This window comes from Kitasatospora sp. NPDC088861, assembly GCF_044750105.1.
In the GTDB taxonomy this organism is placed as follows: Bacteria; Actinomycetota; Actinomycetes; order Streptomycetales; family Streptomycetaceae; genus Kitasatospora.
In genome coordinates, this window is the sequence record NZ_JBIVJF010000024.1 from 78,356 (window position 1) to 92,554 (window position 14,199).

The window sequence follows — 14,199 nt, forward strand, 5'->3', positions numbered from 1 at the left end:
TATCGGGGGCCGGGGAGGGTCGCCCGGACCGGCGACCGGAGCGATCACCCTGCCGGACATGGTAGTTTCGTTGAACCGGAACAGGCGTTGTATGCTCTTCCGGTTGCCTGGAACAATCCAGGCTCACCCCTCGGTCCGGTCAGGTTCACGCGAGTGCTCCGCTGGTCCAGCGGGGTTGTCGAACGTAAATGATCTGAAGTCTTGGAGTGACTCCTGTGGCTGCCAACTGCGACGTCTGCGGCAAGGGGCCGGGCTTCGGCAACAGCATCTCCCACTCGCACCGCCGTACCCCCCGTCGTTGGAACCCCAACATTCAGACGGTGCGCGCTGTGATTGGGCGGACGCCGAAGCGGCTCAACGTCTGCACCTCGTGCATCAAGGCCGGTAAGGTCTCGCGCTGACGCGCAGACCGGCATGCCGGTCCTCCAGTGAAGCCGGTTCATCCTCGGATGAACCGGCTTCACTGTTTTTCCGCCGCGCTTTCCGGCCGCTGATTTCCCGCCGGCTTCCCGCCGCACCCGTGTTCCCCGCCACATCCGTGGTGGTGGGCGGGCCCCCGGGCCCGCCCACCGGCCGGGTCAGCGCCAGCGCCAGGCGTGGTCGACCGGGCCGATCCCGGCACCGAGCGCGAAGCCGCCGGCGATCGCGCCGGTGATGTAGGCCTTGGCCGAGCCGACCGCCTCCGGCAGCGACTCGCCCTTGGCCAGCCCGGCCGCGATCGCGCTGGCCAGGGTGCAACCGGTGCCGTGGGTGTGCCGGTTGTCGTAGCGCGGCGCCCGGTACCAGTGCACCTCGCCGGGCCCGCCGTAGAGCAGGTCCGCGGCCTCACCCTCCAGGTGGCCGCCCTTGACCAGCGCCCAGCCCGGCCCGAGGTCGAGCAACGCCTTGGCGGCGTCCAGCATCTGCCCCTCGTCCTCGACCGTCCGGCCGGTGAGCTGGGTCACTTCGTGCAGGTTGGGGGTGGCCAGGGTGGCGACCGGCAGCAGCCGTTCGCGGACGGTGGCGACGGCCTCGGCGGCCAGCAGGGCGTCCCCGTGCTTGGAGACGCCGACCGGGTCGACGACCACCGGGGCGTCCACCCCGGCCAGCAGTTCGGAGACGGTCTCGACCAGTTCGATCGAGGCGAGCATGCCGGTCTTCACGGCCTGCACCCCGATGTCGTCGACCACGCTGCGGAACTGCGCCCGGACGGCCTCGGCGGGCAGCTCCCAGTAGCCCTGGACGCCGAGCGAGTTCTGCGCGGTGACGGCGGTGATCACGCTCATGCCGTGGACGCCGAGAGCGAGCATCGCCTTGAGGTCGGCCTGGATGCCGGCGCCACCGCCGGAGTCGGAGCCGGCGACGGTGAGCACGCGGGGAGGGGCGGTGGAGGGGCCGCGCGCAGCGCGTCGGCCAGGGGCGGGGGTGGGAGACGGGTGGGCCATGAGGTCAACCTACCTGCGCGCGTTCGGAGCGCGGCACCCTACCTGCGCGCGACCAGAGCACGGCCTCAGAGCACGGCCTCGGACTCCACCCAGCGGTCCTCCGGCACCGTCTTCAGCCTGGTCACCGCGTCGGCGATCGGCACCAGCTCGATCCCGGTCCGGCGCAGCGCGGTGAAGTGGCCGAACGCGCCCTGGTGGACGGCCTCGACGGCGTGCCAGCCGAAGCGGGTGGCGAGCACGCGGTCCCGGGCGGTCGGGGTGCCGCCGCGCTGGGTGTGCCCGAGGATGACCGGGCGGGCCTCCTTGCCGAGCAGGTTCTCCAGTTCGTGGGCGAGCCGGTTGCCGATCCCGCCGAAGGTCCGGTGGCCGTACTGGTCGACCTCGCCGTGGTCGAAGCGCATGGTGCCGGGCAGCGGGGCGGCGCCCTCCGCGACGGCGATGATGGCGAACTTCTTGCCGCGGTCGAAGCGGTCGTCGACCATCCGGGCCACCGCCTCGATGTCGAAGGGCTTCTCCGGGATGAGGATGCCGTGCGCACCGCCGGCCATGCCCGCGGTGAGGGTGATCCAGCCGGTGTGACGGCCCATCAACTCGACGACCATGACGCGCTGGTGGGATTCCGCGGTGGTCTTGAGCCGGTCGATCGCCTCGGTCGCGACGTGCACCGCGGTGTCGAAGCCGAAGGTGGCGTCGGTGGCGTTGATGTCGTTGTCGATGGTCTTGGGCACCCCGACGACCGGCAGTCCGGCGTCGCTGAACAGCCTGGCGGCGGTCAGCGTGCCCTCGCCGCCGATCGCGATGAGCGCGTCGATGCCGATGTCCCGGGCCAGCGTCCTCGCGTTCTCCACCGCCCAGGAGATCCGCTCGCGCTGCACCCGGGCGGAGCCCAGGACGGTGCCGCCGAGGGTGAGCAGGCCGGTGACGTCGTCGTGCGAGACCGGCCGGGTGCGGCCTTCGATCAGGCCGAGGAAGCCGTCCAGGATGCCGACGATCTCGTCGCCGTGCACGTCCGTGCCCCGGTGCACGACGGAGCGGATCACCGCGTTGAGGCCGGGGCAGTCGCCGCCGCTGGTCAGTACACCGATACGCATGACTGGGTGCGCTCCCGCTCGCAGTGGTTCAGACCACCCACACCAGACGGCGGGCGGGCTCGGTTGTCGCCAGCCTACGCAAAACGGACCCGCGAAGCCCGTGCGCCGCGAGTCCGGGGGTCACGCGCCGCCCGCCGCGCGCCGGTGTCCGGGGGTCACCCGCCGTGTGCCGTACGACAATCGGCGCGGCCGCCCGTCACTCGGCGAAGTGGTCCCAGCCGCCGACCCGGTCCCAGGGCGCGCCGTCCACCGTCACCCGGCCGCTGCGGCTGCCCCGGGGGCGGCCGGTCACCTCGCCCACCACCCGCCAGCGGGCCGGGAGTTGGACCCCGCGCGGGAAGGTCGCCACGATCGCGTGGTCCTCGCCGCCGGACAGCACCCAGACGAGCGGGTCCACCCCGACCGCCTGTCCGATGTCGGCCATCTGCGCCGGGACGTCGAAGTCGGCGGCCTTCAGGTCGATGTCCACCGCGCTGGCCCGGGCCACGTGGCCGAGGTCGGCGACCAGTCCGTCGCTCACGTCGATCATCGAGGTCGCGCCCAACTCGGCGCCGCCCGGGCCCGCGTGGTACGGCGGCTCGGGCCGGCGGTGCGCCTCGACGAAGGCGCGCGGGGAGCGGAAGCCGCGTTGCAGCACGGTGAGTCCGGCGGCCGACCAGCCGAGCCAGCCGGTCACCGCGACCACGTCGCCGACCTGCGCGCCGGCGCGCGTCACCGGCGCGCGCCCCTGGAGGTCCCCGAGCGCCGTGATGGCCAGCGTGACGGTGTCGCCGCGCACCACGTCGCCGCCGACCACCGTCGCCCCGGCCACCTGGCACTCGTCGCGCAGCCCGTCCATCAGCTCGGTGGCCCAGGTGGTGGGCAGGTCGGCGGGGGCGACCAGGCCGAGCAGTATCGCGGTGGGCACCGCTCCCATGGCGGCCACGTCGGCGAGGTTCTGGGCGGCGGCCTTGCGGCCCACGTCGTAGGCGGTGGACCAGTCCCGGCGGAAGTGCCGGTTCTCGATCAGGACGTCCGTGGTGGCCACCACCCGGCCGTCCGGGGCCTTCACCACCGCGGCGTCGTCACCGGGGCCGAGGTCCACCGCGTCGGTGAGCGGCACCCGGGCGGTCAGCTCCCTGATGAGACCGAACTCGCCGAGCTCGCCCACGGTCCCCTGCATCTGCCGTCCTCTCGCATGTCCATCTGAACTCGTCCCCGTCGCGCCCCCGCGCGCAGCGTACGCCCTTCCGGGGTGTCGGGGTCTCCCCTCCCCGGCCCACCGCGCGGTAGCGTGGTGATCAGACTGCCGGTGAGCCCGTTCCCACCCCGACGACCGTCCGGGCGATCACGGCGGCGATCCCCGTAACCGGCCGCCGGAGGTCCCCGTGGTACAGGCATACATCCTGATCCAGACCGAGGTCGGCAAGGCCACCGCCGTGGCCCAGTCGATCTCCGAGATTCCCGGCGTCCTCCAGGCCGAGGACGTCACCGGCCCGTACGACGTCATCGTCCGGGCCGAGGCCGACACCGTGGACGACCTGGGCCGCCTGGTGGTGGCCAAGGTCCAGCAGGTCGAGGGCATCACCCGCACCCTCACCTGTCCGGTGGTGCACCTGTAAGACCCGGCTACCATCGGCGGGTGGCCAGAGAACTCCGAATCCCCCGGGCGCTGACGGCACTGCCGGCGCCCGTCCGCTGGCTGGCCCTGCCGCTCGCCCTGACCTGCACGGTCGTCGTGCTGCTCGGCAGTTGGGGCTCCGCCGACGAATCGGTGGCGGCCCCCCGGCCGGGCGGCAAGGCGGCCGAGTACTGCCGCGCGCTGGCCGCGGCCCTGCCGCAGGAGCTGCTCGGCCACGCCCGCAAGGACCCGTCGCCCGCCTCGCCGTACGTGGCCGCGTGGGCCAGCTCGCCCCGCACGGTGCTGCGTTGCGGCATCGACCGTCCGGAGGAACTGGACGGCGAGCACGCCAAGGACTGGTCGCCGACCGTGGACGACGTCACCTGGTGGTCGCAGAAGCTCACCGACGGCGGCTACCGCTTCGTGACGACCATGCGCGCCGCCTACGTCGAGGTGACCGTCCCGGCCGGTGCCGCGGCCAACCCCTTCGACCCGGCCGCCGCCCTCACCGGCGCGGTGAAGGCCACCGTCCCGGGCTGAGCCCGCGAGCGCGCCGAGGAGGGCGGGCCGGGAGCTTCCCGGCCCGCCCTCCGTCGTTCGCGCGCGGCTACCGCAGGCCGGTCGAGCGGCGCAGCGCCGCCTGGAGCAGCCGGTCGATCAGCTCCGGGTAGGACAGCCCGGTGGCCTCCCACATCTTCGGGTAGGCCGAGATCGGGGTGAAGCCGGGCATGGTGTTGATCTCGTTGACCATCCAGGTGCCGTCCTCCAGCAGGAAGAAGTCCACCCGGGCCAGGCCCTCGCAGCCGAGCGCGTCGAACGCGGCCACCGCCTGGCGGCGGATCTCGGCGGTCTGCTCGTCGTCGAGCTTCGCCGGGATCTGCACCTCGGACGAGTCGATGTACTTGGCCTCGAAGTCGTAGAAGTCGAAGCCGTCGCCGACCAGCACCTCGGCCGGGAGGCTGGCCTTCGGGCCGTCCTCGGTCTCCAGCACGCCGCACTCGATCTCGCGGCCGCTCACGCCGGCCTCGATGATCAGCTTGGGGTCGTGCCGGCGGGCCTCCTCGATCGCGGCGTCGAGGTCGGCGAGGTCCTTGACCTTGGTGATGCCCATGCTGGAGCCGGCCCGGCAGGGCTTCACGAACAGCGGCAGGCCGAGCTCGGCGGCCCGCTCGCGCACCGCGGCGCGGCCGGCCTCGCTCTCCCAGTCGCGCGGCCGCACGATGGTGTACCGGCCGACGCCCAGGCCGTGCGAGGCCAGGATCCGCTTGGTGAACTCCTTGTCCATGCCGACCGCGCTGGACAGCACGCCGTTGCCGACGTAGGGCACGCCGGACAGCTCCAGCAGGCCTTGCAGGGTGCCGTCCTCTCCCCAGGGGCCGTGCAGCAGCGGGAACACCACGTCGACCTCGCCGAGGGCCTTGGGGGTGCTCCCCGGCTCGCTCAGGACGACCTCCCGGTCGCCCGGGGCGATCGGCAGCGCGACCTGCCCGTCCACGGACTCGGCGACGCCCGGGACGTCCGGCATCCGGCCGTCGGTGATCGCCATCCGGGCGGGCTCGTCGCTGACCAGCGCCCAGCGGCCCTCGGGGGTGATCCCGATCGGGAGCACCTCGTACTTCTCGCGGTCGATCGCCTTGAGCACGCTGCCGGCGGTGACCACCGAGACGCCGTGCTCGGAGCTGCGTCCGCCGAAGACCAGCGCGACGCGCGGCTTCGCAGCGGACGGGTTCGGGGAGGACTGTTCGATGCTCATATCGGGTTTGAGACTACCGTGCGAAGGGTTTCCGGGGCGTCAGCCGCCCCCGACCACCGCCCCGGACCACCGCCTCGCCGTCAGCGCCGCTCAGCACCGCTCGGCACCGCTCAGCGCCGCTCGGCCTTCGCCGAACGGGACATCAGGGCCTGGAGCGCCTCCTGGGTGGGCCGCCCGTTGTGCACGACATCCACCACCGCCTCGACGATCGGCATGTCGACGCCGTTGCGCCGGGCCAGGTCGAGCACCGACTCGCAGGACTTGACGCCCTCCGCGGTCTGCCGGGTCGCCGCGATGGTCTCCGCGAGCGACATGCCCCGGCCCAGGTTCATGCCGAAGGTGTTGTTGCGCGACAGCGGCGAGGAGCAGGTGGCGACCAGGTCGCCCATCCCGGCGAGCCCGGCGAAGGTGTGCGGGTCGGCGCCGAGCACCTCGCCGAGCCGGGTGGTCTCGGCCAGCCCGCGGGTGATCAGCGTCGCCTTGGTGTTGTCGCCGAGCCCCATGCCGGCCGCCATGCCGACCGCCAGGCCGATCACGTTCTTGACCGCTCCGCCGAGCTCGCAGCCCAGCACGTCGGTGTTGGTGTACGGGCGGAAGTACGGCGTGTGGCAGGCCGCCTGGAGCCGCTTGGCGACCGCCTCGTCCGCGCAGGCGACGACGCTGGCGGCGGGCTGCCGGTTGGCGATCTCCCGGGCCAGGTTGGGCCCGCTGACCACCGCGACGCGCTCCGGGCCGACCTTGGTGACCTCGTCGATCACCTCGCTCATCCGCTTGGCCGTGCCGAGTTCGATGCCCTTCATCAGGCTCACCAGCACGGTCTGCGGCTCGATCAGCGGCGTCCAGGCGGCCAGGTTGTCGCGCAGCGTCTGCGAGGGCACCACCAGGACGGCGAAGTCGGCGCCGGCCAGCGCCTCGGCGGCGTCGGTGGTGGCCCGGACGGAGCCCGGCAGCGGCACGCCCGGCAGGTAGTCCGGGTTCTCGTGCGTGGTGTTGATGGCGTCGACGAGTTCCTGGCGGCGGGCCCACAGGACGACGTCGCTGCCCGCGTCGGCCAGCACCATCGCGAAGGCGGTGCCCCAGGAGCCCGTCCCCATCACTGCGCAGCGGGTCACCGGCCGCCCTCCTCGTCGTCGTTGCCGCCCTTGGCGCGCCGGCGTTCGGCGGCGGCCGCGGCGGCGCGGTTCCGGGCGGCCTTGCGCATGTCGTAGCGCTCGGCCGGCGGCTCCTCGCCGCGGACGTCGGCCAGCACGGCGGTGATCGCCGTCATGATGTCCTCGGTGGCGTCGTTGAGCACCTGGGCGGTGAGCTCCTGGCCCCGGTACTTGCTCAGGTCCACCGCGGGCCCCGCCGCCACGGTGACCCGGTGGCGCGGGAAGAGGTTGAACTTGCCCTTCCCGAAGCCCGGACGGCCGTACGGCGGGATGATCTCGTGCGCTCCCCAGTGTGCGACCGGGATGACCGGCGCGCCGGTCATCAGCGCGACCCGGGCGACGCCGCTCTTGCCGGTCATCGGCCACAGGTCCGGGTCCCGGGTGAGTGTGCCCTCCGGGTAGAACTGCACGCACTGGCCGCCGTTGACGGCGTCGATAGCGGCCCGGAAAGCCTGCGCGGCATCGGTGGACTCGCGGAACACCGGAATCTGGCCGGTCTTGCGCAGCATGAATCCGATGAAGGGAATCGAGAACAGCGAGGACTTGCCGAGAATGCGCGGCGGACGACCGCTGTTGTACTGCCAGTGCGCGTAGATCACCGGGTCGATGATCGAATTGTGGTTCACCGCGGCGATGAAGCCGCCTTCCTTCGGAAGGTGCTCCCAGCCCCGCCAGTCGGGCTTCACCAGCGCGGTCGTCACCGGCTTCACCAGCACGGCCGCGAAGCGGTACCAGATGCCGTAGTCGGCGTTGCCGAACTTGGCGTACGAGCGGCGGGCCACCCCAGGTCCTCCTCATCCGAAGCGGCACGTGGGGTGCCGCGGTCATAACCTCCCGGTGCCGCGCACCGGTACGGGACCGGTGCCCGGGTGACGGGCGCGGAACAGTCTCGCCCGGCTGCTCACCGGCTGTCGAGCGACCGCACCAACCCGCCCGGCAGGCGTGATCAAACGCACGTCCGCACAGATCGGACGGCCTGGCGAGGGCTCCGGGACCGGCGTCACAATGACGCCGATGACCCAGGACACCGTACGCCCCAACGGGCCCGTCGCGCCCCCCGCACCCGCCACCGACTGGTCGCTGGTGCTGCCGCTCAAGCCGCTCGCCCTCGCGAAGAGCCGACTGGCCCCGTACGCCGGGCCGCACCGGGCGGACCTCGCGCTGTCCTTCGCGCTCGACACCGCCACCGCCGCACTGGCCACCCCGGGCGTCGCCCGGGTCCTGGTGGTCACCCGGGACGCGGCGGCCGGCGCCCGGCTGGCGGCACTGGGCGCGGTGGTGGTCGCCGACGAACCCGGCGAGGGCCTCAACGAGGCGCTGGTGCACGGCACGGCGGCCGCCCTGGCGCTCGCCCCGCGCTCGCCGCTGGCCGCCCTCTCGGCGGACCTGCCGGCCCTGCGCCCGGTCGAACTGGCCCGGGTGCTGGGCGCGGTGCCGCCGGACGGCCGGGCCTTCCTGCCGGACTCCCCAGGCCTCGGCACCACGCTGCTCGCCTGTACCCCCGGCCGCCCGCTCTCGCCCGCCTTCGGGGACGGCTCGCGGGCCCGGCACGCGGCCGGCGGAGCACTCGAACTTCGCCTGGCGGACGTGGAGTCGGTGCGCCGGGACGTCGACACCGGCGCGGACCTCGGCGAGGCCGCGGCGCTCGGCCTCGGCCCGTACACCAGCGTCCTGTTCGCCCGGCTGGCGCGGGCCTGACCGGCGCCCCGCGGGACGCCGCCCGGTCGGCCGGGGCCGCTCGCTATGCTGCTGCCATGCAGGCCACCGCGTTCACCTTCGACCCCGCCACCCGGGCCGGCTCCGTGCTGCTCGACGACGGGACCCCGGTGCCGTTCGACGCGGCCGCCTTCGACGCCGGCGGTCTGCGGCTGCTGCGACCGGGCCAGCGGGTGCGGATCCGCACCGAGGGCGCCGGCGAGGCCCGCCGGGTGGTCTTCGTGACGCTGCAGACCTTCCCCGACCCGGCCGCGGGCTGACCGTCCTCCGCTGACCGTCCCCCCGCTGGTCCTCCCCCGCCGTCCGGCACGCCCGCCGCCGCGTTCCGTGCCTGGTCACCGTCGGTCGCAGAATCCTGACTAAGCGCCCGGAAATCGAAAGAGCCGCGGCGACCCGGTCTCCGCAATTCACGGAGGGGGGGTGCCGCGGCTCTCTGCCGAAGGCCGTCCGAGGACCGCTGCGCGGGACTACTTGGCAGAGGTCTTGCGCGCGGTGGTCTTGCGGGTGGCGGTCTTCTTCGCCGGAGCCGTCTTCTTGGCCGTCGCGGTCGCCTTCTTGGCGGTCGCGGTGGTCTTCTTGGCGGCGGCGGTGGTGGTCGCCTTCTTGGCGGCGGCGGCCGTCTTCTTGGTCGCGGTCGCGGTGGTCTTCTTCGCGGCGGCGGTGGTGGTCGCCTTCTTGGTGGCGGTCGCCTTCTTCGCGGCGGCGGTGGTGGTCGCCTTCTTGGCCGCGGCCGTGGTCGCCGTCTTCTTGGCGGCGGCCTTCTTGGCCGGAGCGGCGGCGGCGGCCGTGGCGGCACGCTTGGTGGCGGCGCGCTTGGCGGCCGGGGTGGCGGCGACGCCGCTCTTGCCCGGGGTGAGGGAGCCCTTGGGGGCCTTCTTCACCGAGGGGCCTTCCTTCGGCAGCTTCTTGCTGCCGCTGACCAGGTCCTTGAAGCCCTGGCCGGGACGGAAGCGGGGCACCGAGGTCTTCTTGACCTTGACCTTCTCGCCGGTCTGCGGGTTGCGGGCGAAGCGCGCGGAGCGCTCCACCTTCTCGAAGGTGCCGAAACCAGTGACCGAAACCCGGTCACCGGCCACAACGGCACGGACCATGGTGTCGAGCACTGCGTCGACGGCCTCTGCGGCAGCCTTGCGACCGCCCAGCTGCTCGGCCACCGCTTCGACAAGCTGAGCCTTGTTCACGTCTTCCCCTTCGGAAACGGGCGCCGGATGATTCCATCCGTTCTTTTCGCACGTTAGGTATGTATCTGCGGACTTTCAATTACCAAACGCGCGAATCACCCTAGTGTCGCAATGGATTTGCGCGTCGGCGACCTCAGGCGACGGGCGGGCGCCCCTCGTCGAGGTCATGTACAAAGCGACTCAACCGCCTTGCCGCCTCCGGAAGATCGCGCTTGGCGGTCTCGGTGACGATGAGGAGTTGACGGGAGAGAGCGGTCTTTGCATCGGCAGACACGTTCAGCGCATGCACGCGGGCGTGAGCTTGCTTCAACCGCTCGGCCACAAGCGCGTAGAGCGCTGCGACTTCCTGGTCGTCCGGCCCCTCAGCTGGTGCGGAGGCGACGTCCGGCCGATCGTCAATTCGGCGTTCGGATCCCCGGCCCACGGACTCCGGAGCCGCGGGTTCGCCGCCCGCGTACGGAGGTTCATGGTGCCGGTGCATGTACTGATTGTGCCATCTACCCGCAGTTGTACTTGCGCGGGGCCCTCTCCGGCAAAGCCAAATGGGCAATCCGGGGTGGGCCGCGGCGCTAACTCGTGCTCCGGAACGGCGGATGGCCCGCCCCCCCGAAGGGGAGGCGGGCCATCCGGTGGATCGCCAGAATGCTTGTTCTGAGGGGATCTCAGGCAACCGGCAGAGTACGGGGCTTGAAGGTCGGACGGGTCGCTTCGAAGGCCGCGATGTCGGCCTCGTTCCGCAGGGTGATGCTGATGTCGTCCAGCCCGTTGAGCAGCCGCCACCGGACGTTGTCGTCCAGTTCGAAAGACGCGGTGACGCCCTCGGCCCGGACTTCGCGGGCTTCCAGATCAACGGTGATCTCGGCCGAAGGGTTACTCTCGGTGAGCGCCCAGAGCTGTTCCACGGTCTCTTGCGGCAGGACGACCGTCAGCAGTCCGTTCTTCAGGGAATTCCCACGGAAGATGTCCGCGAAGCGCGACGAGATGACCGCGTGGAAGCCGTAGTTCTGCAGCGCCCAGACGGCGTGCTCACGGGAGGAGCCGGTGCCGAACTCCGGGCCGGCCACCAGGACCGTGGCGCCCTGCCGCTCGGGCTGGTTGAGGATGAACGACTCGTCCTTGCGCCAGGCCTCGAAAAGGCCGCCCTCGAAACCGGAACGGGTGACCTTCTTGAGCCAGTGGGCCGGGATGATCTGGTCGGTGTCCACGTTCGAGCGCCGCAGCGGAACGGCCCGGCCGGTGTGGGTGGTGAACTTCTCCATGGTTCTCAGGCCTCCACAGCCACGTTGGTGTCCGCCAGGTCGGAGGGCAGATCGGACGGTGCGGCCAGACGGCCCAGGACGGCGGTCGCGGCGGCGACCTGCGGGGACACCAGGTGGGTCCGGCCACCCTTGCCCTGCCGGCCCTCGAAGTTGCGGTTCGAGGTGGAGGCGCAGCGCTCCCCGGGGGCGAGCTGGTCGGGGTTCATGCCCAGGCACATCGAGCAGCCCGCGTGGCGCCACTCGGCGCCGGCCGCGGTGAACACCTTGTCCAGGCCCTCCTCCACGGCTTGCAGGGCGACCCGGACGGAGCCGGGGACGACGAGCATCCGTACGCCGTCGGCGATCCGGCGGCCCTCCACGACGGCGGCGGCGGCGCGCAGGTCCTCGATCCGGCCGTTGGTGCAGGAGCCGACGAAGACGGCGTCGACGGTGACCTCGCGCAGCGGGGTGCCGGCCTCCAGGCCCATGTAGGCGAGGGCGTTCTCGGCGGCCGCGCGCTCCTGCGGGTCGGCGAAGGAGGCCGGGTCCGGCACGTCAGAGCCCAGCGGGGCGCCCTGGCCGGGGTTGGTGCCCCAGGTGACGAACGGGGTCAGCGCGGCCGCGTCGACGAAGATCTCGTGGTCGAAGACCGCGTCCTCGTCGGTGCCCAGGGTCGACCAGTACGCGACGGCGGCGTCCCAGTCCTCGCCCTGCGGGGCGTGCGGACGGCCCTTGAGGTAGCCGAAGGTGGTCTCGTCCGGGGCGATCATGCCCGCCCGGGCGCCGGCCTCGATGGACATGTTGCAGATGGTCATCCGGGCCTCCATGGACAGGCCCCGGATCGCCGAACCGCGGTACTCCAGGACGTATCCCTGGCCGCCGCCGGTGCCGATCTTGGCAATCACGGCCAGGATCAGGTCCTTGGCGGTGACGCCCTCGGGCAGCTCGCCCTCGACCGTGACGGCCATGGTCCGGAACGGCGCCAGCGGCAGCGTCTGGGTGGCCAGCACGTGCTCGACCTGGCTGGTGCCGATGCCGAACGCCAGTGCGCCGAACGCGCCGTGGGTCGAGGTGTGGGAGTCGCCGCAGACCACGGTCATGCCGGGCTGGGTCAGGCCCAGCTGCGGGCCGACCACGTGCACGACGCCCTGCTCGATGTCGCCGAGCGAGTGGATCCGGACACCGAACTCGGCGGCGTTGCGGCGCAGCGTCTCCAGCTGCACCTTGGACACCGGGTCGGCGATCGGCTTGTCGATGTCCACGGTGGGGGTGTTGTGATCCTCGGTGGCGATCGTCAGATCGGTGCGGCGGACCGTCCGGCCGGCCAGCCGCAGCCCGTCGAAGGCCTGCGGGCTGGTCACCTCGTGGAGCAGGTGGAGGTCGATGAAGAGCAGGTCGGGCTCTCCCTCCGCGCGCCGCACGACGTGGTCGTCCCAGACCTTCTCTGCGAGTGTCCGTCCCATCGGATTCCCTCCAGCCGGCCGCGTTGCCGGCCTTCTCGTGTCGTCGAGGTCGGAGCTCCCGCCGCCCTGTGGCGGGCGCGTTCTCGCGACCTGCACGCCGGATCGCTGTCCACGATGCGGACACTCTGGTGAGGTCGCATCCTGGATGCCTCCCGGGCTGCTGCATCCAGAGTGGCGCTTTTCCCGGAAGATTGAACTTGCGTCTCGCGGAATGAGACTGCAGTCTTAGCGCATGGACAACTCTAGCGGCGTCGGCGTTCTCGACAAGGCCGCTCTGGTGCTGAGCGCACTGGAGTCGGGCCCCGCCACGTTGGCGGGGCTGGTCGCCGCCACCGGTCTGGCGCGCCCCACGGCCCACCGGCTCGCCGTCGCACTCGAACACCACCGTCTGGTCACCAGGGACATGCAGGGGCGATTCATCCTCGGCCCCCGCCTGTCCGAACTCTCCGCCGCAGCGGGCGAGGACCGGCTGCTCGCCACCGCGGGCCCGGTTCTGACCCACCTGCGCGACGTCACCGGCGAGAGCGCACAGCTCTACCGCCGCCAGGGCGAGATGCGGATCTGCGTAGCCGCCGCCGAGCGGCTCTCCGGTCTGCGGGACACCGTCCCGGTCGGCAGCACCCTGCCGATGAAGGCCGGCTCGGCCGCCCAGGTCCTGCTGGCCTGGGAGGAGCCCGAGCGGCTGCACCGCGGCCTCCAGGGCGCCCGCTTCACCGCCACCGCGCTCAGCGGCGTCCGCCGCCGCGGCTGGGCCCAGTCGATCGGCGAGCGCGAGCCGGGCGTCGCGTCCGTCTCCGCTCCCGTGCGCGGCCCCTCCAACCGCGTGGTGGCCTCCGTCTCCGTCTCCGGCCCGATCGAGCGGCTGACCCGCCACCCGGGCCGCCTGCACGCCCAGGCCATCATCGAGGCCGCGAACCGGCTCACCGAGGCCCTCCGCCGCGGCTGACCGCCGCACCCGGAAAGGGCCCCGCGCAGCACCACCGCGCGGGGCCCTTCGGAATGCTCCGGGAAATGCAAAAAAGACCCCGGAAACCGGGGCCTTCCAATTTCTGGCTGGGGTACCAGGACTCGAACCTAGACTAAATGAACCAGAATCACTCGTGCTGCCAATTACACCATACCCCAACACAAAGCAAGCGCCGATGGGATAACCCACCGGCTTAATGCTCTGGAGTACCCCCGACCGGATTCGAACCGGCGCTACTGCCGTGAGAGGGCAGCGTGCTAGGCCGCTACACAACGGGGGCTTCCTGGCGATCCCTTGCGGGATCAGTACCCCCGACCGGATTCGAACCGGCGCTACTGCCGTGAGAGGGCAGCGTGCTAGGCCGCTACACAACGGGGGCTTTCCAGGTGATCCCTTGCGGGATCAGTACCCCCGACCGGATTCGAACCGGCGCTACTGCCGTGAGAGGGCAGCGTGCTAGGCCGCTACACAACGGGGGCTTGTTCTTCACTTGTACTGCTGGACTTGCGTACTGCGCTGGGGTACCAGGACTCGAACCTAGACTAAATGAACCAGAATCACTCGTGCTGCCAATTACACCATACCCCACCAGAGTTGAACCCCTGTCGGGGCCTT

At 71.8% G+C, this 14,199-nt stretch carries 16 protein-coding genes and 5 tRNA genes; 6 read left to right on the forward strand and 15 right to left on the reverse strand.

Features of this window, described 5'->3' with window-relative positions; genetic code table 11:
* Positions 1 to 215 precede the first annotated feature (215 nt).
* Positions 216 to 401 carry a 50S ribosomal protein L28 gene (rpmB, locus tag ACIP37_RS29715; protein WP_014138233.1) on the forward strand — a complete coding sequence of 62 codons (186 nt, stop codon included), beginning with the start codon at positions 216 to 218 and terminating at the stop codon, positions 399 to 401.
* 177 nt (positions 402 to 578) lie between these two features.
* Here rpmB and thiD read toward each other — a convergent pair whose 3' ends face one another.
* The 3 genes from thiD to ACIP37_RS29730 all read right to left on the reverse strand — a co-directional run bounded on the left by thiD (position 579) and on the right by ACIP37_RS29730 (position 3,677).
* Positions 579 to 1,424 carry a bifunctional hydroxymethylpyrimidine kinase/phosphomethylpyrimidine kinase gene (gene thiD / locus ACIP37_RS29720; protein WP_400806236.1) on the reverse strand — a complete coding sequence of 282 codons (846 nt, stop codon included), beginning with the start codon at positions 1,422 to 1,424 and terminating at the stop codon, positions 579 to 581.
* A 65-nt stretch (positions 1,425 to 1,489) separates the two neighbouring features.
* Positions 1,490 to 2,515 (reverse strand): ATP-dependent 6-phosphofructokinase, encoded by a 1,026-nt coding sequence (locus ACIP37_RS29725; RefSeq protein ID WP_363585719.1) that lies wholly within the window; start codon positions 2,513 to 2,515, stop codon positions 1,490 to 1,492.
* A 196-nt stretch (positions 2,516 to 2,711) separates the two neighbouring features.
* Positions 2,712 to 3,677 carry a thiamine-phosphate kinase gene (locus tag ACIP37_RS29730; protein ID WP_363585718.1) on the reverse strand — a complete coding sequence of 322 codons (966 nt, stop codon included), beginning with the start codon at positions 3,675 to 3,677 and terminating at the stop codon, positions 2,712 to 2,714.
* Positions 3,678 to 3,882: 205 nt separating this feature from the next.
* Between ACIP37_RS29730 and ACIP37_RS29735 the strand changes: the two genes are divergently transcribed.
* Positions 3,883 to 4,116 carry an Lrp/AsnC ligand binding domain-containing protein gene (locus ACIP37_RS29735; RefSeq protein ID WP_363375953.1) on the forward strand — a complete coding sequence of 78 codons (234 nt, stop codon included), beginning with the start codon at positions 3,883 to 3,885 and terminating at the stop codon, positions 4,114 to 4,116.
* 20 nt (positions 4,117 to 4,136) lie between these two features.
* Complete coding sequence (locus ACIP37_RS29740; protein ID WP_363375955.1) at positions 4,137 to 4,655, forward strand: DUF3515 domain-containing protein; 519 nt, start codon at positions 4,137 to 4,139, stop codon at positions 4,653 to 4,655.
* A gap of 67 nt (positions 4,656 to 4,722) precedes the next feature.
* On the opposite strand, the gene ACIP37_RS29745 is transcribed toward ACIP37_RS29740, so the two are convergent.
* The 3 genes from ACIP37_RS29745 to ACIP37_RS29755 form a co-directional block, all read right to left on the reverse strand.
* Entirely contained in the window at positions 4,723 to 5,868 is a 1,146-nt protein-coding gene (locus ACIP37_RS29745; RefSeq protein WP_350882957.1) for a D-alanine--D-alanine ligase family protein, read from the reverse strand.
* A gap of 110 nt (positions 5,869 to 5,978) precedes the next feature.
* Entirely contained in the window at positions 5,979 to 6,962 is a 984-nt protein-coding gene (locus ACIP37_RS29750; RefSeq protein WP_079135606.1) for an NAD(P)H-dependent glycerol-3-phosphate dehydrogenase, read from the reverse strand.
* Positions 6,963 to 6,976: 14 nt separating this feature from the next.
* Positions 6,977 to 7,801: a lysophospholipid acyltransferase family protein gene (locus ACIP37_RS29755; RefSeq protein WP_350882958.1), complete on the reverse strand. Its 825-nt coding sequence runs from the start codon at positions 7,799 to 7,801 to the stop codon at positions 6,977 to 6,979.
* A 232-nt stretch (positions 7,802 to 8,033) separates the two neighbouring features.
* Here ACIP37_RS29755 and cofC point away from each other — a divergent pair, with 232 nt between their 5' ends.
* Entirely contained in the window at positions 8,034 to 8,717 is a 684-nt protein-coding gene (gene cofC, locus ACIP37_RS29760) for a 2-phospho-L-lactate guanylyltransferase (protein ID WP_363585717.1), read from the forward strand.
* A gap of 56 nt (positions 8,718 to 8,773) precedes the next feature.
* Positions 8,774 to 8,995, forward strand: coding sequence for a hypothetical protein (locus ACIP37_RS29765; RefSeq protein WP_063347710.1), 222 nt, complete (start codon positions 8,774 to 8,776; stop codon positions 8,993 to 8,995).
* Positions 8,996 to 9,202: 207 nt separating this feature from the next.
* On the opposite strand, the gene ACIP37_RS29770 is transcribed toward ACIP37_RS29765, so the two are convergent.
* The 4 genes from ACIP37_RS29770 to leuC all read right to left on the reverse strand — a co-directional run bounded on the left by ACIP37_RS29770 (position 9,203) and on the right by leuC (position 12,617).
* Positions 9,203 to 9,916, reverse strand: a complete 714-nt coding sequence (locus tag ACIP37_RS29770) for an HU family DNA-binding protein (RefSeq protein ID WP_350882962.1) — start codon at positions 9,914 to 9,916, stop codon at positions 9,203 to 9,205.
* A gap of 133 nt (positions 9,917 to 10,049) precedes the next feature.
* Positions 10,050 to 10,397 carry a hypothetical protein gene (locus ACIP37_RS29775; RefSeq protein WP_371517045.1) on the reverse strand — a complete coding sequence of 116 codons (348 nt, stop codon included), beginning with the start codon at positions 10,395 to 10,397 and terminating at the stop codon, positions 10,050 to 10,052.
* 181 nt (positions 10,398 to 10,578) lie between these two features.
* The gene (gene leuD / locus ACIP37_RS29780) at positions 10,579 to 11,175 is read right to left on the reverse strand and encodes a 3-isopropylmalate dehydratase small subunit (RefSeq protein WP_363585716.1); all 597 of its coding nucleotides are present in this window, start codon (positions 11,173 to 11,175) and stop codon (positions 10,579 to 10,581) included.
* 5 nt (positions 11,176 to 11,180) lie between these two features.
* A complete protein-coding gene (leuC, locus tag ACIP37_RS29785; protein WP_363585715.1) occupies positions 11,181 to 12,617 on the reverse strand; it encodes a 3-isopropylmalate dehydratase large subunit in 1,437 nt (478 codons plus the stop codon).
* A 232-nt stretch (positions 12,618 to 12,849) separates the two neighbouring features.
* Here leuC and ACIP37_RS29790 point away from each other — a divergent pair, with 232 nt between their 5' ends.
* Positions 12,850 to 13,563, forward strand: coding sequence for an IclR family transcriptional regulator (locus ACIP37_RS29790; RefSeq protein ID WP_063347714.1), 714 nt, complete (start codon positions 12,850 to 12,852; stop codon positions 13,561 to 13,563).
* Between the two features lie 104 nt (positions 13,564 to 13,667).
* Here ACIP37_RS29790 and ACIP37_RS29795 read toward each other — a convergent pair.
* From ACIP37_RS29795 to ACIP37_RS29815, 5 genes are all read right to left on the reverse strand, one after another.
* A tRNA-Gln gene (locus ACIP37_RS29795) sits at positions 13,668 to 13,742 on the reverse strand.
* A 49-nt stretch (positions 13,743 to 13,791) separates the two neighbouring features.
* Positions 13,792 to 13,864 (reverse strand) — tRNA-Glu (locus ACIP37_RS29800).
* Between the two features lie 26 nt (positions 13,865 to 13,890).
* Positions 13,891 to 13,963, reverse strand: a tRNA-Glu gene (locus tag ACIP37_RS29805).
* A gap of 27 nt (positions 13,964 to 13,990) precedes the next feature.
* Positions 13,991 to 14,063: transfer RNA gene (locus ACIP37_RS29810), tRNA-Glu, on the reverse strand.
* Between the two features lie 37 nt (positions 14,064 to 14,100).
* Positions 14,101 to 14,172, reverse strand: a tRNA-Gln gene (locus ACIP37_RS29815).
* Positions 14,173 to 14,199 lie beyond the last annotated feature (27 nt).

Excerpts from the sequence above, each read along its gene's own strand:
- thiD (WP_400806236.1), bottom strand. The coding sequence starts at position 1,424 with ATGGCCCACCCGTCTCCCACCCCCGCCCCTGGCCGACGCGCTGCGCGC.
- ACIP37_RS29765 (WP_063347710.1), top strand. The coding sequence starts at position 8,774 with ATGCAGGCCACCGCGTTCACCTTCGACCCCGCCACCCGGGCCGGCTCC.
- leuD (WP_363585716.1), bottom strand. The coding sequence starts at position 11,175 with ATGGAGAAGTTCACCACCCACACCGGCCGGGCCGTTCCGCTGCGGCGC.
- ACIP37_RS29750 (WP_079135606.1), bottom strand. The coding sequence starts at position 6,962 with ATGGGGACGGGCTCCTGGGGCACCGCCTTCGCGATGGTGCTGGCCGAC.
- ACIP37_RS29745 (WP_350882957.1), bottom strand. The coding sequence starts at position 5,868 with ATGAGCATCGAACAGTCCTCCCCGAACCCGTCCGCTGCGAAGCCGCGC.
- cofC (WP_363585717.1), top strand. The coding sequence starts at position 8,034 with ATGACCCAGGACACCGTACGCCCCAACGGGCCCGTCGCGCCCCCCGCA.
- ACIP37_RS29730 (WP_363585718.1), bottom strand. The coding sequence starts at position 3,677 with ATGCAGGGGACCGTGGGCGAGCTCGGCGAGTTCGGTCTCATCAGGGAG.
- leuC (WP_363585715.1), bottom strand. The coding sequence starts at position 12,617 with ATGGGACGGACACTCGCAGAGAAGGTCTGGGACGACCACGTCGTGCGG.
- ACIP37_RS29790 (WP_063347714.1), top strand. The coding sequence starts at position 12,850 with ATGGACAACTCTAGCGGCGTCGGCGTTCTCGACAAGGCCGCTCTGGTG.
- ACIP37_RS29725 (WP_363585719.1), bottom strand. The coding sequence starts at position 2,515 with ATGCGTATCGGTGTACTGACCAGCGGCGGCGACTGCCCCGGCCTCAAC.
- ACIP37_RS29775 (WP_371517045.1), bottom strand. The coding sequence starts at position 10,397 with ATGCACCGGCACCATGAACCTCCGTACGCGGGCGGCGAACCCGCGGCT.